We start from the raw sequence: 25197 nt of genomic DNA, 5'->3' as shown, positions 1-25197 counted from the left end.
CATGTATCAATACGATCAACACGACCAGGCGATGGTCGATGCGCGCGTGGCCGAATTTCGCGGCCAGGTGGCACGCCGCCTCTCGGGCGAACTGACCGAAGACCAGTTCAAGCCGCTGCGCCTCAAAAACGGGCTCTACCTCCAGCTACACGCCTATATGCTGCGCGTGGCGGTGCCCTATGGCACGCTCAATTCCGCGCAGATGCGCGTGCTGGGCGACATTGCCGACAAGTATGACCGTGGCTATGGCCACTTCACCACGCGGCAGAACATCCAGTATAACTGGATCAAGTTGGCCGACGCGCCCGATATCCTGGCCGATCTGGCCAAGGTTCAGCTGCACGCGATCCAGACCAGCGGCAACTGCATCCGCAACACCACGGCCGATCACTTTGCCGGCGCGGCTGCCGATGAAGTGGCCGATCCGCGCCCCTATGCCGAACTGCTGCGCCAGTGGTCGACGTTCCACCCGGAATTCGATTACCTGCCGCGCAAGTTCAAGGTGGCGATCATCGCCAGCGAGACCGACCGCGCGGCCATGCGCCTGCACGATATCGGCATCCAGATCGTCAAGAACGAGGCGGGCGAAATCGGCTGCAAGTTCTTTGCCGGCGGTGGCATGGGCCGCACCCCGATGATCGCGCCGTGCATTGCCGAATTCGTGCCCGCGCTGCAGATGATCAGCTTCCTCGAAGCGGCGCTGCGCGTCTACAACCGCCACGGCCGCCGCGACAACAAGTACAAGGCGCGGATCAAGATCCTGGTCCACGAAATCGGCGTCGCCGAATACAGCCGCCAGGTGCAGGAAGAATTCGCCCACATCCTTACCCTGGGCCTCGAACCGCCGCCGGCCGAGCTGGAGCGGATCAAGGGCATGTTCGCCGATCCCGGCCTCGAAAGCGGGCTGTCTGACGATCTCGATCGCAGCGATCCCGATTTCGCGCTGTGGGTCGATCAGAACGTGCACACCCACAAGCAGGCCGGCTATGCCATCGTCACGATCAGCTTGAAGCCGGTGGGCGGCATTCCGGGCGATGCCACGGCCGACCAGATCCGCCTGATGGCCGACCTGGCGCGTGACTACAGCCTCGATGAACTGCGCGTCAGCCACGCGCAGAACATCGTGCTGCCGCATGTGAAGAAGGCCGATCTCTATCGCGTCTGGCAGGCGCTGGATGCCGCGGGCCTGGCCACGCCCAATCTTGACCTCATCACCGATATCATCGCCTGCCCCGGCCTCGATTACTGCGCGCTGGCCAATGCCCGCTCGCTGCCGCTGGCGCAGAAGATCACCGATCGCTTTGCCGATATCGGCCGCCAGCGGACCTTGGGTGAATTGAAGCTCAAGATTTCAGGCTGCATCAATGCCTGCGGGCACCACCACGCCGGCCACATCGGCATCCTGGGGGTGGATCGCAAGGGCGTGGAAAACTACCAGTTGCTGCTCGGTGGGGCTGAAAGCGCCGACACCTCGCTCGGCACGATCACCGGCCCGGGCTTTTCCGAAGACGGCGTGGTCGATGCCATCGAAAAGGTGACGGACGTTTACCTCGCCCGCCGCGAGGGCGCGGAACGCTTCCTCGATACCTATCGCCGCATCGGCATGGCCCCGTTCAAGGAGGCGATCTATGGTTGAGACCGTGCTGCGCTATCGCACCGACGAGCCCGTGGGTGACCCCGCCGTGACGGTGGATGCCTTTGCCGCGCAGAGCAATGCCACCGCCGTGCGCATCGAGCCGGGCGACGATGCCCTGGCGCTGTTGCCGCACCTGCAGCGCATTGCCCTGATCGAGGTGAATTTCCCCTCGTTTGCCGATGGCCGGGGCTATTCCGCCGCGCGGTCGTTGCGCGAACGCGGCTATACCGGCGAACTGCGCGCGGTGGGCGATGTGCTGATCGATCAGCTTTCGCACATGCGCCGGTGCGGGTTCGATTCCTTTGCCCCTGACAAGCCGATCAGCGCCGAGGCGGCCGAAGCCGCCTTTACCACCTGGCCGGAAGTCTATCAGCAGACCGTCGATGGCCGCGCCCCGATCTGGGCCGCGCGCCACCCGGCCGCGAAAGCCTGAAGCCATGGCCAGCCCCGCCCGCACTCCCGACACGCTCGACCTTGGCCCGCGCTTTACCGCGGCCGAGGTAGCCGCGCTCAACGCGCGGTTCGCTGATGCCTCCACGCAGGATATGCTGGCGGCCGTGCTGGGCGAAGGGCTGGCGGGGCGCGTGGCCGTGGTCTCCAGCTTTGGCGCGGAAAGCGCCGTGCTGCTGCATCTGGTGGCGCAGGTCGATCCGGCAACCCCGGTGCTGTTCCTCGACACGCACAAGCATTTTCCCGAAACGCTGGCCTATCGCGATGCCCTGGTGGCGCAACTCGGGCTGACCAACCTGGTCGTGCTGGAACCCGATGCCGCCACCGTGGCCAAGAAGGACGAAGCGGGCCTGCGCTGGTCGTGGGACCCGGATGGCTGCTGCGAAATCCGCAAGGTGATCCCGCTGGCCAAGGCCATGGCGGGCCTCGATGCCACCATCACCGGGCGAAAGGGCTTCCAGTCGTCCACCCGCGCTGGCCTGCCCCGCTTCGAGCTGGACAGCAGCGACGCAGTTGGCCGCCTCAAGATCAACCCGCTCGCCAGCTGGACCAAGGACGCGCTGGACGCCTATTTCACCGTCCATGGCCTGCCGCATCACCCACTGGTGGCGCAAGGCTATCCCTCGATCGGCTGCGCCCCCTGCACCAGCAAGGTGGCACCGGGTGAAGACCCGCGCTCGGGCCGCTGGAAGGGGTGGGACAAGACCGAATGCGGCATCCACGTGCCTGGCAGCACGGATGACGGCGACGGCAGCGAGCTGCCCCCCGGCTACGAACCGGTGTTCTGACCCGCGCCCAAGCCTGCGGTTTCCTTATGGTTCCGTGCAAAATTTGATCGGTCCCGCAGGGTTGATCCGGGCGCGCGCTTTCGTCAAGGCAGGCCAGTCCCGCCTGCCCGGAAAGCCCTGCCCTTGACTGACGAGATCGCCCCGATCACCCCGCTGCGCCGCCGCCTGATCATGTGGCTGGTCACCGGCGCGCTGTTCATGGAAATCCTCGACGGGACGATCCTGACGACCGCGCTGCCCTCGATGGCGCGCACCTTCGGTACATCGGCCGTCGCCCTCGACATCGGCATTTCGGCCTACATGCTCGCACTCGGCGTGCTGATCCCCGCCAGCAGCTGGCTGGCCGATCGCTTTGGCTCGCGCCGCATCTTCGTGACCGCGATCGCGATCTTCACGGTGGCATCGGCGCTGTGTGGGCAGGCGCAATCGGTGCCTGAATTCGTCGCGCTGCGCGTGCTCCAGGGGATTGGCGGCGCGATGATGACGCCGGTGGGGCGCCTGGTGGTGATGCGCCACACCCCGCGCGACCAGCTTATCGCCACGCTTTCAGCGCTGATCTGGCCCGCGCTGTTCGCGCCAGTGGTCGGACCGCCAGTGGGCGGCTTCATTACCGAGCACCTGGGCTGGCGCTGGATCTTCTATTTCAACGTGCCGCTGGGCATCCTCGCCCTGCTCGCGGCGCTGTGGCTGATCCCCGACGTGCGCGGCCCGCGCCGCCGGTTTGACTGGACCGGCTTTGCGCTCACCGCCGTCGGCGTGTTCGCCTTGCAGATCGGCCTGGAGCATAGCGCCCGGCGGATCGACGCTTTGGGCCTGGGCCTGGTGTGTGCCGGGCTTGCGATGCTGACGATCACCATAGCCCACTTGCGCCGCAGCCCGAATCCGCTGCTGGATCTTGGCGCGCTCAAGATCCCATCGTTTCGTGCGGCGGTCAGCGGCGGATCGCTTAGCCGCATGGCGATCGGCGCCGTGCCGTTCCTGCTGCCGCTGATGATGCAGGCCGGTTTCGGCTATGGCGCGGTGCATGCCGGCCTGTTCGTGGTGGCGCTGTTTTCCGGCGACATCACGATGAAGGCGTTGGTCGAACGCATCCTGCGCCGCTTCGGCCATCGCAACGTGCTGACGATCAACGGCGTGATCTGCGCCGCCTCGCTGCTCTCGCTTTCGGCGATCGGCCCGCATTCGCCGGCGGTGCTGGTGGCGGCCTTGCTGTTCGTCAACGGCCTGGCCCGCTCGCTCCAGTTCTCGTCGCTTTCCACACTGGCCTTTGCCGATGTGGACCGCACCGCAATGGGAGACGCCAACGGCCTGTTCAACACCATCCTGCAACTGGGCGCCGCCGCCGGCGTGACCGCGGCGGCGATGAGCGTGCATGCCGGTGATGCTCTCGCCGGCGCCGTTGGGCTGAACGGCCAGGGCGCGGACTATCGCTTCGCGTTCATTGCCATGGCTGTGCTCTCGCTCGGCGGCGTGATCAGCGCGCTGAAACTGCCGCACGAGGCCGGACGGACGCTGACCACGGGATAAAGCGCATGGCAGCGCAGCCCTATCGCGCCATCCGCCCGTTCAGGAACAGCGTGACGCAATAGCCAACATGCGCGGCCAAGGCGGCAGAATCGGGCCGTGGCGCGCCATAGAGCAGCCGGCTGACCTGGCCGGCCAACGTCAGGTCGAGGAACGCCAGCGCGTCGCGCGCCGGGTCTGCCGGGGTAATCAAGCCGGCTTGCGCCCAGGCGCTGAGCCGATCGGCCAGCGTAGCCTCGATTGGCTCCACCGCTTCGCGCCGATACAGTTCCGACACCTCGGGAAATTCCGCGCCTTCAGCCACCGCCATGCGGCCCACGAAAATATTCTCGTCGCTGGTGATCCACGCCAGCGCCAACAGCCCGAATGCCTGAAGCCAGCCCTGCGGATCATCCGCCGTGATCCCGGCCGGATCAATCGCGCTGCGCCACCGCGCGGCAATGCGCTGCACCACACCGCCAAACATCGCCCGCTTGGTGGGAAAATGCCGGAACATCGTGGGCTTGGAACCCTCAAAGCGCTCGAGAATGCGGTTGGTGCTGGCTGCGGCAAAGCCATGCGCCATGAACTCGGCCTGCGCGGCATCAAGAATGCGCTCGCGCACGGCTTCGGGCTTGCGGCTGCGAATCGGTCGGGCGGCTTGCGTCGTCATCGTTCCTGCCATAAAGAAACCATAAGGTTTGTTTAATTCGATAGTGGGAGAGCTTGGCCATGTCTGATTACGTGCGCAACCTCTGGCATATGGCGGCTTGGGAAAACGAGGTGCCCGATGATGGCGTGCTCGCCCGCCGCCTGCTCGATGCCCCTTGGGCGATCTATCGGCTGGGCGATGGCAGCTATGCCATGCTGGCCGATCGCTGCCCGCACCGGTTCGTGCCGCTCAGCCGGGGCAAGCGCGTGGGCGACATGCTGCAATGCGGTTATCACGGTCTGGGCTTTGGCGCCGATGGCCGCTGCGCGCATACGCCATTTGCCACGCCGGTCCCTGATGCCCAGGTGGCCACGCGCCCGATCGTGGCGCGGCACGGTGCCTTGTGGTTCTGGCCGGGCGACGCCGCGCTTGCCGATCCTGCGCTCATTCCCGATTTTTCGTTCGTGACCGACGGGGCGGAGGTGGTGTGTGAAAGCCTGCTGATGGATGCAGGCTATGAATTCATCACCGATAACCTGATGGACCTGAGCCACGCGGAATTCCTGCATGTCGAAACCTTCGGCGTGAACGGCTCGCTGTTCGGCGGCAAGCACAGCGTCGAAACCGATGATACCGGCGGCATCTGGAACAAGTGGGACATGGTCGATGCCAAGGCGCCGGAATGGGCCAAGCCTATGCTGCCGCCCGGCACCAATACCGACCAGAAGATGCACATCCGCTGGCACGCGCCGGCATCCATGGCGCTGTTCATCGAACTCACCCGCGGCGACACCGGCCAGCTGCTAGTCCCGCCGATGGCCAATCCGCACATCATCACCCCGGCAACGGCCACTACCTCGCACTATTTCTATACCCGCGAACCGGGCGATGCCGCCAAGGCCATGGCACTCAAGGTCTTCCTCGAAGAGGATGAGCCGATGATCCAGGCTGCCGAAGCCGGCCTCGATGGACAGGAGTTCTGGGCGGCGCGGCCGCTGATCCTGGCGTCTGATGCCGGCGCGGTGCGGGTGCGCCGCCGCATGATGCAGTTGCGCAAGCGTGAGGCAGCCGAACCTGCCCTGCAGCCCGCATAACGCAACCGGGCTGGCGTCCTACAGCCAGCCCTCTTCCTTGTACCATGCCGCCGTGGCGTGGAGACCCAGCGTGGTTTCCACCTGCGGCTCCCACAGGCTGGCTGGCGGGCGGGCGCCATCGCTCACCGTCCAGTCGGGGTGGCACATATAGCCCACGCGATCGAGCGTGAGCTTGGCCTTGTCCTTCCGCGCCCAGCGATCGGCCTTGGCCGCCCATTCCAGCACGCCGCGCGGCAGCGGCAGCGGCTTGACCCGCTTGCCCATGGCGAGGCCGATGGCGCGGGCCAGGTCGGTATGGCTCCACCCACCGGGAGTGCCATCGTCGGGCTCGAACGTCTGGCTGGTGACGTCCTCGCCGCCGGGCACCAGCGCGATCAGCAGGCGCGCCAAGTCGTTGACGTGGATGATCGAGGCGCGACCTTCGGGCGGCAGCGGCACGATGCCCTTGCGCGCCAGCTTGAACAGCTCGAACATCTCGGTGTCGCGCGGGCCATAGACTGCCGGCGGGCGCACCACGGTCCAATCCAGGCTCGAAGCGCGCACGATCATCTCGCCCTTGCGCTTGCTGGCGCCATAGACCGACAGCTGCGGCTCGCGCGCAGAGAGCGACGAGACGTGGACGAAGCGCTCTACCCCGCCCGCCAGCGCGGCGTTGACCACGTTGAGCGTGCCGGTGACGTTGCCAGTGTGAAACCCGGCCTCGTCCGGCGCGTTCACCACCCCGGCAATGTGCAGCACCACCCCGGCACGATGCACCAGCCGCTTGAGCGCGGCGGCATCGTGCAGATCGCCCTGGACCCACTCCACGCCCTCGCGGGCGGGTTGCGGACGGCGCGTCAGCGCGCGCACATCCATCCCGGCGCGCGCCGCCTGCTCCAGCAGGGCCTGGCCGACGAACCCGGTGGCACCGGTCACCGCCAGCAATTCCCCCGGTCTTTGGCGAAGCGCCATCATGCGCCGACCCTCGACACCGGCAGCCTCACAATAGCACCATCTGGTCCCGGTGGATCAACGCGGAGCGCGGCGCATAGCCCAGGATCGCCTCGTGCGCCGACGAGGGATGGCCCAGCAGCCGCGCTGCCTCTGCCGCGTCGTATTCCGCCAGGCCGCGCGCCAGGGTCTGCCCATCCGGGCCGATCACGGCAACGGCATCGCCCCGCGCGAAATCGCCGTCGATCGCGGTGACGCCGGCAGCGAGCAGGCTGGACCCGCGCGCCAGGGCAGCGGCGGCACCGGCATCGACCGTCACCGTGCCGCGCATGCGCAGGCGCCCGCCCAGCCAGGCCTTGCGCGCGGTGTGGCGGCGGCGCGGCACGAACAGCGTGCCACGCGTGGCGTCAAAGGCCGCAGCGATCGGCGAAACCGGCTGGCCATCGATGATCGCCAGAGCCATGCCGGCCATTTCGGCAATCTCAGCCGCCTGCAGCTTCGATGTCATGCCGCCCGATCCCAGGCCGGACGACGATCCGCCCGTGGCCATGGCATGGATTTCCGGCGTGACGCCCTGTACCACCGGAATGCGCACCGCATCGGGCAAGCGCGGATCGCGGTCATACAGCCCGTCGATATCCGACAAGAGCAGCACGCCCTGCGCCGCAGCTGCCTGGCCCACGCGCGCGGCGAGACGATCGTTGTCGCCAAAGCGGATTTCCTGCGTGGCGACCGAATCGTTTTCATTGATCACCGGCACCGCGCCAGCCGCCAGCAGCCGTCCCAGCGTGGCCGTGACGTTGAGATAGCGGCGGCGGTCTTCCAGGTCTTCCAGCGTCAGCAGGATCTGCGCCGCCGTAATGCCATGGCTGGCCAGCAGTTCGGCCCACAGGCCCGCCAGCGCGATCTGGCCAACGGAAGCACTGGCTTGGGCATCGGCCAAGCTGCCCCGCCCGCCCTTGGCCAGGCCCAGCTTGCGCGCACCCAGCGCAATCGCGCCCGAAGACACCACGATCACCTGCTGCCCGGCAGCGCGGGCGGCAGCGATTTCGGCCACCAGCGCCGTCAGCCAATCGCGGCGCGGCTGCCCGTCCTTGCCCACCAGCAGCGCCGAGCCGACCTTGATGACAAGGCGCGGGCACACGGCAGGATCGGCGAGGTGAGACAGCTGGGCAATGCGCATAATCGGCGCGGCTTAGGCCAAATGATCGGGCAGGTGAAGGGCGCTTGAAGGAATTGTGACACGCTTTGGCGCGGGGGTGTTTTCCGCCAGGATGCGCATGGCATCGCACCACCCCCAACCCCCTCCTCTAAAGAGGATGGGGCTTTCGGTATTACTTCTCCCCCTCCTCTTCAGAGGAGGGGGTCGGGGGGTGGTGCGATGCCTGACGCTCAGCCGAAACAATCAAATCGGCGACCAAGGCTTGGCGTCGGCCTCGTCTTCCACTTCGCCGGTCGGCCGCTCGGTGGTGGTGGCGGCCGGCAGGTAATCGAGCACGGCATCGAGCAGATCGTCCATGCCGCTGCCGGTCGCGCCCGAAATCGGGAACACGCGCGCGGCGCCCGCCTCGATCAGCTCGCGCGAAAAGGCGCGCACCAGTTCGGCATCGACCAGGTCGATCTTGTTGAGCGCCACCACGCGGGGCTTGTCTTCCAACCCGGCGCCATAGGCAGCCAGTTCCTCTTCGACGATAGCCAGCGCCTCGGCCGGATCGGTGCCGTGAATGTCGATCAGGTGGATCAGCACGCGGCAGCGCTCGATATGGCCCAGGAAGCGATCGCCAATGCCGGCGCCTTCAGCCGCGCCCGCGATCAGGCCGGGAATATCGGCCAGCACGAATTCGCGCGCGCGGTGCCGCACCACGCCCAACTGCGGCCGCGTGGTGGTAAAGGCATAGTCGCCCACCTTGGCTTTGGTGTTGGTGATCTGGTTGATGAAGGTAGACTTGCCGGCATTGGGCAGGCCCACAAGGCCCGCATCGGCCAGCAGCTTGAGCCGCAGCCAGACATACATCTCGTCACCCGGCCAGCCCGGACCGCACTGACGCGGCGCGCGGTTGGTCGAGGATTTGAACGACAGGTTCCCGCGCCCGCCGTCGCCGCCGCGCAGCAGGACGACGCGCTGGCCCACTTCGGTCAGGTCGGCCAGCACGGTCTCGCGGTCATCGTCCAGCACCTGGGTGCCGAGCGGCACCTTGATCACCAGATCGTTGCCACCCGCGCCCGTGCGGTTCTTGCCGGCGCCGCCGTGGCCGCGCTGGGCCTTGAAGTGCTGGGTATAGCGGAAATCGATCAGGGTATTGAGGCCAGTCACCGCCTCGAAAATGATGTCGCCACCCTTGCCGCCATCGCCGCCATCGGGGCCGCCATATTCGACATACTTCTCGCGCCGGAAGCTGACCGCGCCGGGGCCACCCTGCCCTGAGCGGATGAAGATCTTGGCCTGATCGAGAAAGTGCATGGCGTTGGCGTCCGGCAGTCCTGAATGGGCGCAGCCGGCGCCTTTGCAGCAAACGCCGATTGCGCCAAGGCCCGCTTTGCCCACCCGGCCCGTCGGCTGATGGCGCGTCGGAATTCAGGCTGGCAGCAGGCTGGCGAGCATGGGGACCGGAAATGGAACCGATCCGTTCAATTTTATACTGGTGGAGCCGAGGGGGATCGAACCCCTGACCTCGTCATTGCGAACGACGCGCTCTCCCAGCTGAGCTACGGCCCCGTTCCAGTATCGTCCAAAGCAGGGCCGCCTAGGCGCCCCGTGCTTCGGGAGCGCCGCCATTAGCGCAGAGCCATGGCGGCGCCAAGAGCAAAAGTGATATTTTTTAGAGCGCGCCGGTGGCCTGCGTAGTTGGTGTCCCGCTGGTCGAGTTGTCGCTGGCAACGGTCGGAATCACGATAGTGGAGCCAGGCTGGGCACCACCATATTGTGCCTGCCAGATAGCCAGATCGGTGCGATACTGGTCGTATCGGCGATAGAACGCATCGAACACGATTTCGATGTTGGGCAGGCTGCGCACCGCAAAGGCTTCGAGTTCGGCAGCGGGCACAGCGGCGCCGTCGCGCGCCACCGCCAGCGTTGCATCGCAAAAATCACCCATCGTCGCCGGAAGGGCGTAATGATTGTAAACTGCGGTCATGTACTGCTCGCGCGGGGCGATGAACTTGCTGCCGAACTTGGCCTTGAATTCCTGGTCGACAGTGCGATTGGCCTTGTCGAGCCCCTTGGCCTGCGACTTGAGGAACGTGCGATAGAGCGGCAACAGCTCGACATGGCGCGGGCCAGTGCAGTTGAGTGCGGCAACGTTGTAGGCCGAGCGCAGGTTCCAAACCATCTGCGCGGGCGTGATGTTGCGATTGACCGATTCCCGCAGGCCGGTGGCGGCCAGCGGCGGCACCGTCAGGTTGGCGCTGGCGCCATTGGGCGGCATCGGCCGCGCCGGCACGATCACGACCTTGGGCGGCGGCGGCGGGGGTGGCGGCGGGGGCGGCGGCGGGGCCTTGGCCGCACATCCAGCAAGGACCAGGCCGAGCGCGGCAGTCAATGCATAGGCAAGCGCCCGCGTGGGCCGCGCAGAGTGGCGCGCATGCGACATGGCCATATCCCCCTCATGAATTTTCGAAACGTTATTGGCGCTGGCGCGCGGCATTCCCACCATGGATAGACCCCGGATCACGTGCGTGGCGCCCTTTGGTGGAGCGCCAAACCTTTCTGAAAGCTGACTGAAATTGGTAACCTGCTTTCCCGGAAAGGAAAATGCCCGACAACCAAAAAGGTTGCCGGGCACGCAATCTACCGTATTCCCCGCTGGGCAGGCAATGGGGTGATCAGCGACGATCGCCCATCAGTTGCAAAAGCGAGGTGAACATGTTGATGAAGTCGAGGTAGAGCGTCAGCGCGCCCATCACCACGACCTTTTCGGCCATGGCCGTACCCGCCACATAGGCATACTGTTCCTTGAGGCGCTGCGTGTCATAGGCCGTCAGACCGGCAAAGATCAGCACGCCGAGGAAGCTGATACCCCAGGCCAGGCCCGGCGAGGCCAGGAACAGGTTGATCACCGAGGCGATGATCAGGCCGAACAGGCCCATGATCAGGAACGTGCCCATGCCCGACAGGCTCTTGCGCGTGGTGTAGCCGAACAGGCTCAGCCCCGCAAAAGCGCCGGCGGTGGCAAAGAACGTGGCCGCGATCGATGCGCCAGTATAGACGAAGAAGATCGACGAGAGCGACAGACCCATCGCCACGCTGAACGCCCAGAACAGCGCCTTGAGCGTCCCGGTGGAAATCTTGTTGATGCCAAAGCTCATGACCATGACGAACGCGAGCGGCGCCAGTGCGACAACCCAGCGCAGCGGGGTGCCGAACACGGCGGCGGCCATGCCGCTGGTGGCGAACACCAGTGCGACGATGCCCGAGAGCAACACGCCCGAGGCCATGTAGTTGTAGATCGAAAGCATGTAGCGGCGCAGGCCGGCGTCAAACACGTCGCCACGGCCATAGGCGCCCGACAGGCTCGGAGACGCGCCGAAGCCCGTCTGCGAGGGCCGAGGATCGTTCCAGTTTGCCATGTGCTTGCACTTTCTCCATTGCGGGCAAAAATCGCCCATGGGCACAATATCGGCCTTCCGCGCCCCGCTTTCAAGCGAAACCGGTGCCCGGAAAATGTGACAAAATGTATTCCCGGGCAGTGCCCGCCGATCAGCCGGCGGCGCGGGCTTCCTCGGTCATTTCCGCGCTGCGATCGCGGGCCGCGCGCAGCGTATCGCGCATCAGGCTGGCAAGCCGATCATCGGCATCGAGCACGTCGAGCCCCTTTTGCGTGGTGCCACCCGGGCTGGCAACGCGGCGGGCCAGTTCGCCCGGGCCATGCTCCGACGCAGCCGCCAGCGCCGCGGCGCCATCGACCATGGCCAGTGCCAGGCGATCGGCCTGCGCACGCGGCAGGCCGAGATCGGCAGCACCGGCCGCCAGGGCATCGATGACGCGATAGATGAACGCCGGGCCCGAACCAGCCAGCGCGGTAACCAGGTCCATCTCCGCCTCTTCAGAAAGCCATTCGGCCGTGCCGAGCGGGGCCATCAGCTGCGTGACTTCGGCATTGATCGCCGCGTCGCCATCACCCACCAGCGCGATGGGCGACTTGCCCAGGGCCGCCGCCAGGTTGGGCATGACCCGCACCACGGCCCCAGCCTGCGGAAACCGCGCGCGCAAAGTGGCGAGGTCGACGCCCGCCAGGATCGACAGCACGATCGTGCCCTGCCCCACCAGCGGCGTGATCGCCGGCGTGGCGGCGGCAAGACCCTGCGGCTTGAAGCCCAGCAGCACGAAACGGGGCGGCGCTTCGCCGGTCGGCGCGGTGCGCAGCAGGCGCACGCCAGCCGGCGCCTGGGGCAGATGCGGATCGACCACGGTAAAGGCCGCCGGGGCAATGCCGCTGGCGAGCCAGCCGGTCAGCATCGCGCCGCCCATGTTGCCACAGCCGAACTGGAGGAAGGAATAGGTCATCAGCAAATGGCTCCGAATTCAGGCTTCGCCGGCGGCATCGACCAGCGCGCTGGCCAGCGCATCGGCCGGGCTCTTGTCACCCCACAGGATGAACTGGAAGGCGGGATAGAAACGATCGCATTCGTCCACCGCCGCTTCGATCGCCACCTGCGCCTGGTGCAGGCTGAGCAGGCCATCGTCGCCCAGCATCAGCCCGTGGCGGTAAAGCAGCACGCTGCCGTTAGACCAGATATCGAAGTGCCCCAGCCAGACCTGCTCGTTAATCAGGGCCATGACCTCGAACATCGCGCCACGCTTGTCATCGGGCACGCGGATATCGGGCAGCGAGAGGATTTGCAGCACATGGTCTTCGGGGCGCCAGATGCAGCGCAACTGGTACGTGGCCCAGGAGCCCTGCACTTCGCCATGGATCTCGTCGTCCGACACGAATTCGCAGGGCCAGCCGCGCGCTTCGAACAGCGAGGCGAGCATGTCTACCGGCGCGGCGTCGTCGCGGTCGCTGTCGTCGTGGCCGGTTCGCATCATCACGCCCCCTCACACGGTGCCCATGCCAGCGAGAATGCCAGCGCCTTAACCAGCGACCGTGGTTTCCATTCGTTCCATCGCGGAGCGATTGGCCGCCGACAATCGACCGTTAGCCCAGCCTTGGGCAAAACTCGACAACGCTGTGCAAAACTTGTGGACAAGCGTCGCCACGCCCACCCCGGCATCACGATCCGGGGCAGGCGCGGGAGAATCACTTGGCCGAAACGCTGTCCATCGCCTGTCCGGCGGGGCTGTCGAACTGGAACGCGCCGACGCCCTTGGCCTTGAGCTTGGCCACGAATTCCTGCGCGGCGGCATCGCTCGGGAACGGCCCGGTGACCAGGCGATAGACCCGGTTCCACGATGTGACGTATGCCTTGCGGCCGTGCAGTTCGGACGCCTTGGCCTGAAGCCCGGCCCATTCCTTGCCCATCTTGGCGCGGTTGCCGCCGGTCAGGACCTGCACCCAGGTGCGTGCCGGATTGGCAGCGAGGCGCTTGGCCTCTTCCTTGGCCTTGCGCGCTTCCTCGGCCTTCTTGGCATCGGCCAGCTTCTTTTCAGCGGCAGCTTTCTTTTCGGCAGCAGCCCTCCTCGCGTCGGCCAGCTTCTTGGCCTCGGCCGCCTTGCGCGCCTCAACCGCGGCGCGTTCGGCCGCGGCACGTTCGTTGGCCGCCTGGATCGCGGCGATATCGACCGCCACGGTGGGGCGCTGCTGTTCTTCGGCGGGGGCGGTAAAGCCGGCAAAGAGCGTGGCAAAGCCATCGGGCGAAGGCGCCGCGCCAGCCGGCACTGGCTGCGGCGCGGGAGTGGGCGCCAGTTGGGCCGGTGCTGGCGAGGTCGGCTGGGGCTGCGGTTGCGCTTGCGCCAGGGTTTGCGGCGCGGGCAGCGGGGATGCGGCGGGCTGCGCCATGGCCGTCTGCACCGGTGCGGGCGGGGTATAGGCCGGTGCGCTGGGCACGGGCCGGGCCGCGGGAACCGGCGGCAGGACAATGGCCGGTGTGGGCGCAGGCGCCGGCGAATAGCTGGGCGTGGGCGCTGGCGGATAGCTGGGCGCCGGGGCTGGCACAGATGCCACCGGCGCGGCGGCAGGGCGGGTCGCCGTGGGAATGCTCGGCAAGGGCTGCGCCACGGTGTTCTGCGCCAGTTGGGTCGGCGCAGTGCGGGTCGGCGCCGGAATGCTTGGCGCAGGTGTCGGGATGATGCGGCCGCGACGATCGCGACGGATCACTGGTGTGGCGGCAGCCGGCGTGGTCGGGGCGGCCTGGGCCAGCAAGACCGGCGCCTGGCGCGGATGGCTTTGCGCGTATTGCACGATCTGGGGATCATCGCGGCCGATATCGGCCGCACGCGGGAAGCGCCCGAAATTGGCGGCGGCGGCCTGCTGCGCCGGGGTCAGCCGCGTCAGATAGCGCAGATAGGGCGCGATGCCGGCGGCCAGTTGCGGCGGCATGGAGGCATTGGCGACCGTCACCGCCTCATCAGGCTGGCCGGCAATGGCGAGGATGAAGGTGCGCACACGCCAGGCGGCGCGATCGGACTGCGCGATCTGGGGCGCCAGCACCCGCTCGGCACCGGCACGATCGCCGCCGATGGCCAGGCTCAAGGCCAGGCGGCGGGTAACCTCGGCATCGGGCGCGCGGGCCAGGGCCTGCTGGTAATAGCGCTGCGCCACGGCGTTATCGCCCACCAGATCGTGCGCCAGGCCGCGATCGCCGGCCATGGCGGCCTGATCGGCCCCGGCACGCTCTGCATCATCAAAGGCGCGGATCGCGGCAACCGGATCGTTGTGGCGCAGCACCGCCTTGCCGATCTGCGCCTTGATGCGGCCATTGCCCGGCGAAACCTCGTCAGCGCGGCGCAGGAAGCCGAGTGCGGCATCGACATCACCCAGCGCCATCGCGGCATTGCCGGCATCGAGCAGCGCATCGGGATTGCGCGGATCGCGCGCCAGGCGGGCAAGCGCGGCATCGAGCGTCTGCCCGTCGCCGGTTGGCACCGGCTGCACCACCGGGCGCGACACGCTGCCGGTCTCGATCGGGGCGGCGCTGGTGGTGGGCAGCGGCTGCACCACCGGGCTCGATACCATTGGCAGCGGCGCCACCGGGCGCGCGACCGGGCGGGCAGTGCGGCTGCCCGGCGTATCGAGCACCGATTGCTGCGGCATCTGCGAAAGATCCTGCGCCAGCACCGGCGCGGTTGCGCCGACCAGCAGGGCAAGCGCCAAGGCGGTGCGCGCGGCGCCACGAAGCTGATTCGGGCGAGCGGGGAAAGTCTGGAATGTCATCGTGGCGCCGCCTTAGTCTATTGCGTCTTAAGCCAGAACAACAAGCCGCCACTCTCGCTGGGGAAAGTGGCGGCCTGATGACGGCATCGGGAAGATGGCATCGTAAAAATGGCAGGGCAGCGGGCGGTCATCACCGACGACCGCCCGCGCCGATCACTGGTTGTTCTGGCGACCCAGGAAGCGCGGGATGCTGAGCGAGGCGGAATCCTCGCTCTCTTCCGCGTCTTCCGTGCGGGCCGCTCCGCGCGAGAGATTGGCCATGCGTTCGAACAACGTGCTGCCACCTGCCCCACCGCCAACGCGCGGGGTCGGGCGTTCCGGCTCGGCCCCGGCGCCAAGGCCAAGGCGCGGCGTGGGCGCAGCCGGCGCCGGATCGATGGTATAGTCCTGGGCCGGATCGGCACCGAGATCGAACGTCAGGTCCAGCGGATCATCAGCCGGCGGCGTTGCTTCCGGCTCGGGCGCCCAGGCCTGGGCCGGGGCAGCCGGCGGCGTGGCCGGGGCTGCGGGCGGCGGCGTGGCGGCGGCAGGTGCCTGCGGCGCGGTGGGCATGGCGATCGCCGGACGCGGCGCGGCGGCCGGGGTAAAGGCCGGGCCACGCGTGCCGCCGGGCAGATTCACCGGGCGGGCAGCCTGTTCGGCCTGCTCCATGCTCTGTTCGATGCCGGTGGCCACCACCGAAACGCGGATCTTGCCGTTGAGATCGGGATTGAACGCCGAACCCCAGATGATGTTGGCATTGGGATCGACCAGTTCGCGGATGTGGTTGGCCGCTTCGTCCACTTCCAGCAGCTTCATGTCGTCGCCGCCGATGATCGAAATGATCACGCCCTTGGCGCCCTGCATCGACACGCCATCGAGCAGCGGATTGGCAATGGCGCGTTCGGCCGCTTCGAGGGCGCGGTTGGGGCCTTCGCCCTCACCCGTGCCCATCATCGCCTTGCCCATTTCGCCCATGACCGAGCGCACGTCGGCAAAGTCGAGGTTGATCAGGCCAGGCATGATCATCAGGTCGGTGATCGAGCGCACACCCTGCTGGAGCACTTCGTCGGCCAGCTGGAACGCTTCCTTGAAGGTCGTTTCCGCCTTGGCGACCAGGAACAGGTTCTGGTTGGGAATGACGATCAGCGTATCGACGTGCTTTTGCAGTTCCTCGATGCCGGTTTCGGCCGAGCGCATGCGGCGCGTGCCTTCAAACAGGAACGGCTTGCTGACCACGCCCACGGTGAGCACGCCCTTGCGACGCGCTGCCTCGGCGATGACCGGCGCAGCGCCGGTGCCGGTGCCGCCGCCCATGCCGGCGGCGATGAACACCATGTGCACGCCATCGAGAATGCGCTCAAGCTCGGGCAGGGTTTCTTCGGCGGCGGCGCGGCCCACTTCGGGGCGGGCACCGGCACCCAGGCCCTGCGTAATCGCCGGCCCAAGCTGGATACGGTTTTCCGCGATCGAGTTGTTCAGCGCCTGCGCGTCGGTGTTGCACACGACGAAGTCGACGCCTTCGATATTGGCACCGATCATGTTGGCGATGGCGTTGCCGCCTGCGCCGCCCACCCCGATCACCGTGATACGGGGCCGAAGCTCGTCGATGGCCGGCGGTCCGATGTTGATGCTCATGTCGGTCTCCCTTACGGGTTGGCCCTTGCGGGTCGGGCGGTTGGGACGGGTCGGAGGCCGGAACGGCCGAAATGCGGATTTTCCAGCTTTGGCACGGAACGTTTCATCGAATCAAAGGCGATCGGCGCTTTTCCACAAGATCGATCGCCTATTTCGCGCCGAAATCAGCCGATCCGGTTGCTTCGTGCGACGAAAGGCCGGGATCGGCGCCATAACCGTTAAAAATATTCCTTGAGCGCGCGCACGATCCGCCGTCCCCAGCCCCACAAGGTGGTGGAACCGCCGCCTTGCGCCGCCATCGTCAGCTTGCGGATATCGATCGGATCGGACGCTGCGTGCAGCACCAGGCCCACCAGCGTGGAGGAACTGGGCGTGGCATGGCCCTGCGGCAGGCCCAGCATGGCCGGCGGCGCGCCGATGCGCACCGGCCGCCCCAGCGCCGACTGGGCATAGTCGGCCAGGCCCGGCAACTGTGCACCCCCGCCGGTGAGCACCACCTGCTGTCCGCGCGTGCCGGTAAAGCCCATGGCCTTGAGGCAGCGACCCAGTTCGTCAGTGAAGTGGCCAAGTTGCTGGGTGATCACCGAAATCAGCTCGGCACGGGGAATCCGGTTCTTGTCATCGGCATGGCGCGCCACTGGCCCTGCCCCTTCCGGATCGCCGGGGGCATTGACGGGAATCATCTCGCGATGGTCGGCCGGGCTGGCAATGGCCGAACCCGACATGCACTTGAGGCGCTCTGCCTGATAACGGCGAATGCCAAAGGCCGAGGCGACGGCATCGGTGATATCGCCCGAGCCGAACGGCAGCACCTGCATGCCCAGCAGCATGCCCCCGGCATGGACCGACACGGTGGTCACCTCGGCACCGAAATCGACGAGAGCCACGCCCAGATCACGCTCTTCCGGCATCAGGCAGGCAAGCCCGGCCGCGACCGGCGCTGCCACCACGCCATCCACCTTGAGGTGCGCGTTCTCCACCGTTTCGCGGATGTTGCGGATCGGTGCGCCATCGGCGAGCATGACGTGGATATCCACCGCCAGGCGATCGGCATGCAACCCTTTGGGATTGGGCACGCCATGCGCGCCATCGAGCGTATAATGCGCCGGCTGGGCATGCAGCACGGTGCGGCCATCGGGCTGGATCACATCACGCGCGGCCACCAGCAGGTGCTGGATGTCATCATCCTCGATCCGCCGGCCGCCGATCTCCACCTCGACCTGCGCGGTGGAACTGGCCAAGCCCGCGCCGGCACAGCCGACCAATACCTGGGTGACCGAAGTATTGGCCATCTTTTCGGCGCGCTCGATCGCGTCGCGCACCGAATGGGTCGCGGCCAGCATATCGACCACATAGCCGCGCTTGATCCCTTGCGAGGCGCGGTGGCCCGAGCCGAGCACGACCAGTTCGCCTGCTTCGGACAGGCCAGCGATCATCGCCGAGGTGCGGAACGAGCCAAGATTGACGGCGGCAAAGACCTTGGTGATGCGGGGTGCAGCCACGGGCGGTTCAGTCCTTCGCCTTGGCGGCGGCCTTGGCCTTGGCCTTGTCGCGCTGTTCCTGGGCCAGCTCGTCAGCATGGCCGGGCACCAGCAGATAGGTGCGGTCCTTGGCGCGCATGTCAAAGCTCGCCACCTTGCCGCCGAGCAGGCGATTGACCCCGTCCATCCGCGCAAATTCGAGCAGCGCGGCGGCCGATTCGTCGGCGCCTTCGGGCAGGGCCAGCACCTGGCCTGTCTTGAACGTCAGGTTCCAGCGGCGGTTGCCGATCCATTCCGCCTCGGCCACCTGCGGCTTGAGCGCGGGCGCGGCATCGAGCAGGTGGTTGAGATCGGGCACCCGCGCCGCGGCGCCATCGCCCGACAGCACGAACATGCCCTTGGCCCGGGCCGGGCTCACCGGCTCAAGTTCGTGGCCGGCTTCGTCGATCAGCATCAACTGGTCGCCCTTGCGCAGCACACCGTGCGGGGTGCGCTCCACCACGTCGACCACCAGGGTATCGGGCAACTGGCGCGATACGCGCGCATCCTTGACCCACGGCAGGCCGAGCAGCGTTTCGCGCAGGGCCGCCACGTCCACCCGCGACATCGCCTGGTCGCGCTGGCCCAGCACCTTTTCATAGATGGTCAGCTCGTTCATGCGCTTGACCCCGCGCACTTCCACCCGCTTCACATCGAAACCCGCGCCATGGGAAAGGCGCGCCACTTCGCTTTCCATCAGGGCGGGAACCCCGGCGATATTGGCCACGGTCCACACCGCGACGGCCGCGGTGCCCAGGATCACGGTCAACAAGATCCGGTGCAGCGTTTCCTCGCTGAACGGCTGCACGCGCATGACATGGCCGATGGCAGAGCCGGTCTGCTTGCGCGCCGTCTGCACCTTGGCCTTGGCCCCGCGCTGCGCGGCCACCCGCCGCACGCCCTTGCCACCACGCCGGATCGTCTGCGCCATGGTCAGCCAGCCCCCTTCCTGGTCTTGGCGGCGGCCGCATCCTTGATCGCCTCGGCCAGGATCGCCTCGACCAGGTCGGGATAGTCCATGCCCAGGTGGCGCGCCTGTTCGGGCACGAGGCTGAGCGGGGTCATGCCCGGCTGGGTGTTCACCTCGAGCAGGAACAGCCCCTCTACCCCGCGCTCGTCGTCCCAGCGGAAATCGGAACGGCTGGTGCCCTTGCAGCCCAGCAGCTTGTGCGCGCGCAAGGCAATGTCCTTGCACGCCTGGGCGATATCATCGGGGATTTCGGCGGGGCAGACATGCTCGGTCAACCCGTCGGTATACTTGGCATCGAAATCGTAGAAGCCGGTCTTGGGCTTGAGCTCGGTGACCATCAGCGCCTGGTCGCCCAGCACCGCCGTGGTCAGTTCGCGGCCACGGATGAACGGCTCGGCCAGCAGTTCGTCGAATTCCTGCCAGGGGCCGCGCGCATCCGGGCTGATCGGATTGCCATAGTTGCCTTCGGCGGTGACGATCGCCACGCCCACCGACGATCCTTCGTTGACCGGCTTCAACACATAGGGCCGCGGCAGCGGATCGTGGCTGTAGAGTTCTGCGGTCTTGGCCACGCGGCCGCCGGGCATGGGAATGCCGTGGGGCACGAGCGCCTGCTTGGTCAGTTCCTTGTCGATGGCGATGACCGAGGTGGCCAAGCCCGAATGGGTATAGGTCAGCCCCATCAGGTCCATCATGCCCTGCACCGTGCCGTCTTCACCGGGCGTGCCGTGCAGCGCGTTGAACACCACGTCGGGCGCGGCCTCTGCCAGGCGCAGCGCCACGTCACGGCCCATGTCGATCCGCGTGACGGTGTGCCCGCGCGCCTCAAGCGCACCGGCCACGCCTTCGCCGCTGGTCAACGACACCGGCCGCTCGCTCGACCAGCCACCCATCAGCACCGCCACATGAAGCCGGGGCAGATCACTCATGGCAGATTCTCGTGCTTGATTCGGCCCACCCGCTTGATTTCCCACTGCAACTCCACGCCTTGTGTCTGTTTCACACGGGCCCGCACATCTTCACCCAGCGCCTCGATCTCGGCGCTGGTGGCGGTACCGGTGTTGATCAGGAAGTTGGTGTGCTTTTCGCTCACCTGTGCGCCGCCCAGGGTCAGGCCACGGCACCCGGCGGCATCGACCAGCGCCCAGGCCTTGTGCCCATCGGGGTTCTTGAATGTGGACCCGCCGGTCTTGCTGCGCAGCGGCTGGCTTGCCTCGCGCGCGGCGGAAATGCGGTCCATCTCGGCCTGGATCGCCTCGGGCTCGCCCGGCTGCCCGCGAAAACGCGCCGAAACCACAATGTTGCCATCGGTCAGCTCGGAATGGCGATAGGCATAGCCCAGCTCTGCCACCGGCAGACGCGCCACCTCGCCAGTGCGCATCACCACGTCGCAATCGACCAGGATGTCCTTGACCTCGCGGCCATAGGCGCCACCGTTCATCCGCACGAAGCCGCCGACTGTGCCGGGGATCGAGCGCAGGAATTCAAGCCCGGCAATCCCCGCATCACGCGCGGTGGACGACACCAGAATGCCCGAGGCGCCGCCCCCGCAATCGAGCGTGACAGCATCGACCGCCATGACTTTGGCAAAGGGCTTGCCCAGGCGCACCACCACGCCCGGCACGCCGCCATCGCGCACGATGAGGTTGGAACCCAGGCCCAGCGCCATGACCGGCACTTGCGGATCGAGTGCCGCCAGGAACGCCTGCAGATCGGCCACGTCCTTGGGTTCATAGAGCCAGTCGGCGGTGCCGCCCGACTTGAACCACACTAGCGGGGCGAGCGGGGCGTTGGGGGTGAGCTTGCCGCGAAGCTCGGGTGTGGCTTCCACAACCCCCCGGCCCCCTCCTCTGAAGAGGAGGGGGGGATTGGCATCGGAAGCCCCCTCCTCTTCAGAGGAGGGGGTTTGGGGGTGGTGTTGCGACGTTTCCATCACCCCTCACCCCGCAACGCCACGATCGCCGGCGCCAGGCCGGCCGCCCACTTGGTAATATCGCCAGCCCCCAGGCACACGACCATGTCGCCAGCCTGAAGCTGCGGCGCCAGTTCGGCGGCCAAGGCTTCCGGCCCGGCGATCAGATGCGCGCTGCGGTGGCCGCGCGCCTTGACGCCTTCGACCATGGCGGCGCTGTCCACGCCCTCGATCGGCTGTTCGCCAGCGGGATAGACCGGCGCGGCATAGACCACGTCGGCATCGTTGAACGCGCCCTGGAAATCTTCCATGTGGTCACGCAGGCGGGTGAAGCGGTGCGGCTGGACCACGGCGATCACACGCCCGCGCACGCCCTCGCGCGCGGCAGCCAGCACGGCGCGGATTTCGACCGGGTGATGGCCATAGTCATCAATCACCGCCACCTCGCCACCGGGCACGGCAACCTCGCCCACCTTGGTAAAGCGACGCTTGACCCCGCCGAACTTGGCAAAGCCCGTGCGCACCAAATCGTGCGGCACGCCCATTTCCACCGCCACGGCAATCGCGGCCAGCGCGTTCTGCACGTTGTGGCGGCCGGGCATCGGCAGGTGAATGTCCTCGATCCGCTGGAACGAGCCATCGCGCTGGCGCAGCACGGCGGTGAAGCGGTTGCCACCCGGTTCGGGCGTCACGCCTTCGCCGCGCACGTCGGCCTGGGCGGAAAAGCCATAGGTCACCACGCGGCGATCGCGCACCTGCGGGATGATCGCCTGCACTTCGGGATGGTCGATGCACAGCATCGCCGCGCCATAGAACGGCACGTTCTCGATGAATTCGACAAAGGCACGCTTCACCTTGTCGAACGAGCCATAGTGATCGAGATGCTCGGGATCGATGTTGGTGACCACCGCGATCGTGCCATCGAGCCGCAAGAACGAGCCATCGCTCTCGTCGGCCTCGACCACCATCCAGTCGCTGTCACCCAGGCGGGCGTTGGAGCCGTAGGAGTTGATGATGCCGCCGTTGATCACCGTGGGATCGACGCCGCCAGCATCGAGCAGGCAGGCCACCAGCGACGTAGTCGTGGTCTTGCCATGCGTGCCCGCCACCGCGACGGTGTTTTTCAGGCGCATCAGTTCAGCCAGCATTTCCGCGCGGCGCACCACGGGAATGCGCGCTTCCAGCGCGGCCACCACTTCGGGATTGTCGCGCTTCACCGCAGTGGAGGTGACCACCACCTGGGCATTGGCGACGTTTTCCGTGCACTGGCCGATCATCACCGGGATGCCGCGCGCGCGCAGTCCTTCGACGACATAGCTTTCCGCCATGTCTGACCCCTGCACGGCATAGCCCATGTTGTGCATCACTTCGGCAATGCCCGACATGCCGATGCCGCCGATGCCGACGAAATGGATCGTGCCGATTTCGACGCCGACACCCTTCATGCTTCATTCTCCAAAGCCAGCGCTTCGCCGCCAGCCGTTGCCGGGGCGGCCGCCTTGCCGTCAACCCGGATCACATCCATCAGCGGCGCCCCGCCAAACCCTTCGACCAGATCAGCGAGGTCTTCCACCGCGCGCGGCAAGCCGCAGTTCCACGCGGCATGGGCAGCGTTGGCCAGCCCCACAGGGTTCATCGCCATGGCCTGGATCTGCTTGGCCAGCTCCTTGGGCGTGAAGCCCGGCTGGCGGATCGCGCGGGCACCGCCGGCCTTGACCATTTCGCGGGTGTTGGCGGCCTGGTGATCGTCCGTGGCGATCGGCAGCGGCACCAGGATCGCCGGGCGGCCCACGGCGGTAAGTTCGGCAATGGTCGATGCGCCAGCACGGCCAACGAACAAGTGGGCACCAGCCAGCCGGCTCGCCATGTCTTCGAAATAGGTGCCCAGTTCGGCGGGAATTTCATGCGCGGCATAGCGCGCGCGCACGGCTTCCAGGTCTTCCGGCCGGCACTGCTGTGTCACCTGCAGGCGGTGGCGCAAGGCGGGCGGCAGCATGGCCAGGCCATCGGGCACGACCTGCGCCAGCACCGACGCGCCCTGGCTGCCCCCGGTCACCAGCACGCGGAACAGGCTGTCTTCGGAAAATTCCGGGAATGGCTCTCCGCGCAGCGCCAGCACTTCCGGGCGCACAGGATTGCCCACCAGGTGTACCTTGCCCCACCAGCGCGGATCGAGGCGGTCCACCTCGGGATAGGCGGTGGCGATGGCATCGACGCCCTTGGCCAGGTAGCGGTTGACCCGGCCCAGCACCGCGTTCTGTTCGTGGATCACCGTGGGAATGCCCGCCGCGCGCGCTGCCAGCAGCGCGGGCAGCGCCGGATAGCCGCCAAAGCCGATCACGCACGACGGCGCAAAGCTTTCAAACAGGCGCAGCGCCATCGAGCGGCCCTGCCAGATCGCGCGCAGGCCCTTGAGCAGGGCAACCGGGTTCTTGCCCAGGCGCCCGGCGGGCAGCACATGAGCAGTTAGGAAATCGGGCTTGCCGGGAATCTTGGCGCCGCGCGCATCGGTGATCAGCGCCACGTGATGGCCGCGCGCGTGCAGTTCGGTGGCCAGGGCAAAGGCGGGAATCAGGTGCCCGCCCGTGCCGCCGGCGGCCAGCACGAAATGGCGCGATACGCCGGGTTGAGGTTGTGCAGTCATTTGCGCGTCAATTCGCCCAGATGGAAGGTTTCGCGCGTCAGATAGGGGTTGCGGCGCGTGATGGCGAGCAGGAAACCGACACCCAGCAACAGCGCGATGGTGGACGAACCGCCGTAGCTGATCAGCGGCAGCGTCATCCCCTTGGACGGGAACAGCTGCAGGTTGACCAGAATATTGATGAACGCCTGCCCCGCCAATTGCGCGGTCAACCCGGTGGCGGCCAGCACGGTGAACAGGTCTTCCTCGTCCACCAGGCGCAGCAACACCCGCAGGACGATGGCGCAATAGAGGATCACCACGATAGCGCAGGAAATCAGGCCGAACTCTTCGCCGATCACCGAAAAGATATAGTCGGTGTGCGCCTCGGGCAGCGCGTTCTTGCGCGCGCCCAGCCACAGGCCGGTGCCGCTCCACCCGCCAGCCACCAGCGTGCGCATGGCCAGGTCCACCTGGTCGAACTCTGCCCCGCCCGACAGGAAGTTGTCGATGCGGTGCGTGGCGTTGGGATAGAACAGATAGGCCAGGATCACCGCCACGATCGCCCCGCCCATCGCCCAGCCCACCCGCGCCAGCGGTAGGCCCGACAGCAGCACGAGCACGAACCACACCCCGGCAAACAGCACGGTAGAGCCGAAATCGGGCTGCGCCATCAGCAGCACCGCCACCACCAGCATCGGCACCATCGACAGGCGGATCACCGGCATGTGCGGATCGCGCACTTTCCACGACAGGATCCACGCGACGGCAATGGCAAAGCCAGGCTTGAGGAATTCGGATGGCTGGATGCCCAGCACCCAGCGTTTGGCGCCCTTTACCTCGGTGCCCATGATCGGCACCAGGATAAGGGCCACGACCATCACGCCGGCCAGCATGATCGCTGCGCGCCGCGCGGTATCCTTGGGCAGCAGCGACACTGCAAACATGCCGAGCAGGCCAAGCCCCTGCATTTCCAGCTGGCGCCAGAAGAAATAGAGATCGCCCAGCGCCTTTTGATGGGTGGAGAGGCGATGCGCGCTGGCCGGAGAGGCCGCGGCCACGGCAATCGCGCCCACGATCATCAAGACCAGGATCAGGCCCAGCAGCACGCGATCGATCTCGCGCCACCAGATCACCAGTTCGCTGCGCCGGGTGCGCCGGAAGCGCTGCATCGCCGAGGCCGAAGCCGCCGT

General features: G+C 67.0%; 22 protein-coding genes and 1 tRNA gene. 5 read left to right on the top strand and 18 right to left on the bottom strand.

All coding sequences use genetic code 11. The annotated features are described in order from the left end of the window. Position 1: 1 nt before the first annotated feature. The 4 genes from FHW97_RS02790 (at position 2) to FHW97_RS02775 (ending at position 4401) form a co-directional block, all read left to right on the top strand. The gene (locus FHW97_RS02790) at positions 2–1636 is read left to right on the top strand and encodes a nitrite/sulfite reductase (RefSeq protein WP_171795723.1); all 1635 of its coding nucleotides are present in this window, start codon (positions 2–4) and stop codon (positions 1634–1636) included. Further along, on the top strand, positions 1629–2069 hold the full coding sequence (locus FHW97_RS02785) for a DUF934 domain-containing protein (RefSeq protein ID WP_171797918.1): 441 nt from the start codon (positions 1629–1631) through the stop codon (positions 2067–2069). Before FHW97_RS02790 ends, FHW97_RS02785 begins: the two co-directional genes overlap by 8 nt. 4 nt (positions 2070–2073) lie before the next feature. Then, positions 2074–2874 (top strand): phosphoadenylyl-sulfate reductase, encoded by an 801-nt coding sequence (locus tag FHW97_RS02780; protein WP_022674676.1) that lies wholly within the window; start codon positions 2074–2076, stop codon positions 2872–2874. 123 nt (positions 2875–2997) lie between these two features. Further along, entirely contained in the window at positions 2998–4401 is a 1404-nt protein-coding gene (locus FHW97_RS02775; RefSeq protein WP_216647604.1) for an MFS transporter, read from the top strand. Positions 4402–4420: 19 nt separating this feature from the next. Here the strand turns inward: FHW97_RS02775 and FHW97_RS02770 are convergent, their stop codons facing one another. Then, positions 4421–5050, bottom strand: a complete 630-nt coding sequence (locus FHW97_RS02770; protein WP_171797917.1) for a TetR/AcrR family transcriptional regulator — start codon at positions 5048–5050, stop codon at positions 4421–4423. A 59-nt stretch (positions 5051–5109) separates the two neighbouring features. Between FHW97_RS02770 and FHW97_RS02765 the strand changes: the two genes are divergently transcribed. Further along, positions 5110–6123, top strand: coding sequence for an aromatic ring-hydroxylating dioxygenase subunit alpha (locus FHW97_RS02765; protein ID WP_171797916.1), 1014 nt, complete (start codon positions 5110–5112; stop codon positions 6121–6123). Positions 6124–6141: 18 nt separating this feature from the next. Here the strand turns inward: FHW97_RS02765 and FHW97_RS02760 are convergent, their stop codons facing one another. The 17 genes from FHW97_RS02760 to FHW97_RS02680 form a co-directional block, all read right to left on the bottom strand. Then, the gene (locus FHW97_RS02760; protein WP_171797915.1) at positions 6142–7077 is read right to left on the bottom strand and encodes an NAD(P)-dependent oxidoreductase; all 936 of its coding nucleotides are present in this window, start codon (positions 7075–7077) and stop codon (positions 6142–6144) included. Positions 7078–7102: 25 nt separating this feature from the next. After that, positions 7103–8236: a glutamate 5-kinase gene (gene proB / locus FHW97_RS02755; protein ID WP_107715864.1), complete on the bottom strand. Its 1134-nt coding sequence runs from the start codon at positions 8234–8236 to the stop codon at positions 7103–7105. Between the two features lie 222 nt (positions 8237–8458). Continuing rightward, positions 8459–9514 carry a GTPase ObgE gene (obgE, locus tag FHW97_RS02750; protein ID WP_028658298.1) on the bottom strand — a complete coding sequence of 352 codons (1056 nt, stop codon included), beginning with the start codon at positions 9512–9514 and terminating at the stop codon, positions 8459–8461. A 179-nt stretch (positions 9515–9693) separates the two neighbouring features. Then, positions 9694–9769: transfer RNA gene (locus FHW97_RS02745), tRNA-Ala, on the bottom strand. A gap of 103 nt (positions 9770–9872) precedes the next feature. Continuing rightward, positions 9873–10643, bottom strand: a complete 771-nt coding sequence (locus FHW97_RS02740; RefSeq protein WP_133726760.1) for a hypothetical protein — start codon at positions 10641–10643, stop codon at positions 9873–9875. A gap of 232 nt (positions 10644–10875) precedes the next feature. Continuing rightward, a complete protein-coding gene (locus FHW97_RS02735; RefSeq protein WP_022678353.1) occupies positions 10876–11619 on the bottom strand; it encodes a Bax inhibitor-1/YccA family protein in 744 nt (247 codons plus the stop codon). Between the two features lie 130 nt (positions 11620–11749). Then, positions 11750–12556 (bottom strand): pyrroline-5-carboxylate reductase, encoded by an 807-nt coding sequence (locus FHW97_RS02730; RefSeq protein WP_171797914.1) that lies wholly within the window; start codon positions 12554–12556, stop codon positions 11750–11752. A gap of 18 nt (positions 12557–12574) precedes the next feature. Further along, positions 12575–13078, bottom strand: a complete 504-nt coding sequence (locus tag FHW97_RS02725) for a YbjN domain-containing protein (RefSeq protein WP_028658410.1) — start codon at positions 13076–13078, stop codon at positions 12575–12577. A 214-nt stretch (positions 13079–13292) separates the two neighbouring features. Then, positions 13293–15365, bottom strand: coding sequence for an SPOR domain-containing protein (locus FHW97_RS02720; protein WP_171797913.1), 2073 nt, complete (start codon positions 15363–15365; stop codon positions 13293–13295). Positions 15366–15518: 153 nt separating this feature from the next. Continuing rightward, positions 15519–16982: a cell division protein FtsZ gene (gene ftsZ, locus FHW97_RS02715; RefSeq protein ID WP_171795716.1), complete on the bottom strand. Its 1464-nt coding sequence runs from the start codon at positions 16980–16982 to the stop codon at positions 15519–15521. Between the two features lie 218 nt (positions 16983–17200). Then, positions 17201–18484, bottom strand: coding sequence for a cell division protein FtsA (gene ftsA, locus FHW97_RS02710; RefSeq protein WP_022675976.1), 1284 nt, complete (start codon positions 18482–18484; stop codon positions 17201–17203). Between the two features lie 7 nt (positions 18485–18491). After that, positions 18492–19433 (bottom strand): cell division protein FtsQ/DivIB, encoded by a 942-nt coding sequence (locus tag FHW97_RS02705; protein WP_171797912.1) that lies wholly within the window; start codon positions 19431–19433, stop codon positions 18492–18494. Between the two features lie 2 nt (positions 19434–19435). After that, positions 19436–20401 carry a D-alanine--D-alanine ligase gene (locus tag FHW97_RS02700; RefSeq protein WP_171797911.1) on the bottom strand — a complete coding sequence of 322 codons (966 nt, stop codon included), beginning with the start codon at positions 20399–20401 and terminating at the stop codon, positions 19436–19438. Next, positions 20398–21303: a UDP-N-acetylmuramate dehydrogenase gene (gene murB / locus FHW97_RS02695; protein WP_370525283.1), complete on the bottom strand. Its 906-nt coding sequence runs from the start codon at positions 21301–21303 to the stop codon at positions 20398–20400. Before murB ends, FHW97_RS02700 begins: the two co-directional genes overlap by 4 nt. Before the next feature lie 101 nt (positions 21304–21404). Beyond that, on the bottom strand, positions 21405–22829 hold the full coding sequence (gene murC, locus FHW97_RS02690; protein WP_171794258.1) for a UDP-N-acetylmuramate--L-alanine ligase: 1425 nt from the start codon (positions 22827–22829) through the stop codon (positions 21405–21407). After that, a complete protein-coding gene (gene murG / locus FHW97_RS02685; RefSeq protein WP_028657777.1) occupies positions 22826–24028 on the bottom strand; it encodes an undecaprenyldiphospho-muramoylpentapeptide beta-N-acetylglucosaminyltransferase in 1203 nt (400 codons plus the stop codon). Before murG ends, murC begins: the two co-directional genes overlap by 4 nt. Next, complete coding sequence (locus tag FHW97_RS02680) at positions 24025–25176, bottom strand: FtsW/RodA/SpoVE family cell cycle protein (RefSeq protein ID WP_028657776.1); 1152 nt, start codon at positions 25174–25176, stop codon at positions 24025–24027. Before FHW97_RS02680 ends, murG begins: the two co-directional genes overlap by 4 nt. Between the last annotated feature and the right edge of the window lie 21 nt (positions 25177–25197).

Source organism: Novosphingobium sp. SG754 (genome assembly GCF_013149315.1).
Lineage (GTDB): Bacteria > Pseudomonadota > Alphaproteobacteria > Sphingomonadales > Sphingomonadaceae > Novosphingobium > Novosphingobium capsulatum.
This window is presented reverse-complemented; position numbering and strand designations above follow the sequence as displayed.

Excerpts from the sequence above, each read along its gene's own strand:
- FHW97_RS02740 (WP_133726760.1), bottom strand. The coding sequence starts at position 10,643 with ATGTCGCATGCGCGCCACTCTGCGCGGCCCACGCGGGCGCTTGCCTAT.
- FHW97_RS02680 (WP_028657776.1), bottom strand. The coding sequence starts at position 25,176 with ATGCAGCGCTTCCGGCGCACCCGGCGCAGCGAACTGGTGATCTGGTGG.
- FHW97_RS02705 (WP_171797912.1), bottom strand. The coding sequence starts at position 19,433 with ATGGCGCAGACGATCCGGCGTGGTGGCAAGGGCGTGCGGCGGGTGGCC.
- obgE (WP_028658298.1), bottom strand. The coding sequence starts at position 9,514 with ATGCACTTTCTCGATCAGGCCAAGATCTTCATCCGCTCAGGGCAGGGT.
- FHW97_RS02735 (WP_022678353.1), bottom strand. The coding sequence starts at position 11,619 with ATGGCAAACTGGAACGATCCTCGGCCCTCGCAGACGGGCTTCGGCGCG.
- FHW97_RS02720 (WP_171797913.1), bottom strand. The coding sequence starts at position 15,365 with ATGACATTCCAGACTTTCCCCGCTCGCCCGAATCAGCTTCGTGGCGCC.
- murG (WP_028657777.1), bottom strand. The coding sequence starts at position 24,028 with ATGACTGCACAACCTCAACCCGGCGTATCGCGCCATTTCGTGCTGGCC.
- FHW97_RS02700 (WP_171797911.1), bottom strand. The coding sequence starts at position 20,401 with ATGAGTGATCTGCCCCGGCTTCATGTGGCGGTGCTGATGGGTGGCTGG.
- FHW97_RS02785 (WP_171797918.1), top strand. The coding sequence starts at position 1,629 with ATGGTTGAGACCGTGCTGCGCTATCGCACCGACGAGCCCGTGGGTGAC.
- FHW97_RS02790 (WP_171795723.1), top strand. The coding sequence starts at position 2 with ATGTATCAATACGATCAACACGACCAGGCGATGGTCGATGCGCGCGTG.
- proB (WP_107715864.1), bottom strand. The coding sequence starts at position 8,236 with ATGCGCATTGCCCAGCTGTCTCACCTCGCCGATCCTGCCGTGTGCCCG.
- FHW97_RS02765 (WP_171797916.1), top strand. The coding sequence starts at position 5,110 with ATGTCTGATTACGTGCGCAACCTCTGGCATATGGCGGCTTGGGAAAAC.
- FHW97_RS02760 (WP_171797915.1), bottom strand. The coding sequence starts at position 7,077 with ATGATGGCGCTTCGCCAAAGACCGGGGGAATTGCTGGCGGTGACCGGT.
- murC (WP_171794258.1), bottom strand. The coding sequence starts at position 22,829 with ATGAAGGGTGTCGGCGTCGAAATCGGCACGATCCATTTCGTCGGCATC.
- FHW97_RS02770 (WP_171797917.1), bottom strand. The coding sequence starts at position 5,050 with ATGACGACGCAAGCCGCCCGACCGATTCGCAGCCGCAAGCCCGAAGCC.
- FHW97_RS02780 (WP_022674676.1), top strand. The coding sequence starts at position 2,074 with ATGGCCAGCCCCGCCCGCACTCCCGACACGCTCGACCTTGGCCCGCGC.
- ftsZ (WP_171795716.1), bottom strand. The coding sequence starts at position 16,982 with ATGAGCATCAACATCGGACCGCCGGCCATCGACGAGCTTCGGCCCCGT.
- FHW97_RS02725 (WP_028658410.1), bottom strand. The coding sequence starts at position 13,078 with ATGCGAACCGGCCACGACGACAGCGACCGCGACGACGCCGCGCCGGTA.
- FHW97_RS02730 (WP_171797914.1), bottom strand. The coding sequence starts at position 12,556 with ATGACCTATTCCTTCCTCCAGTTCGGCTGTGGCAACATGGGCGGCGCG.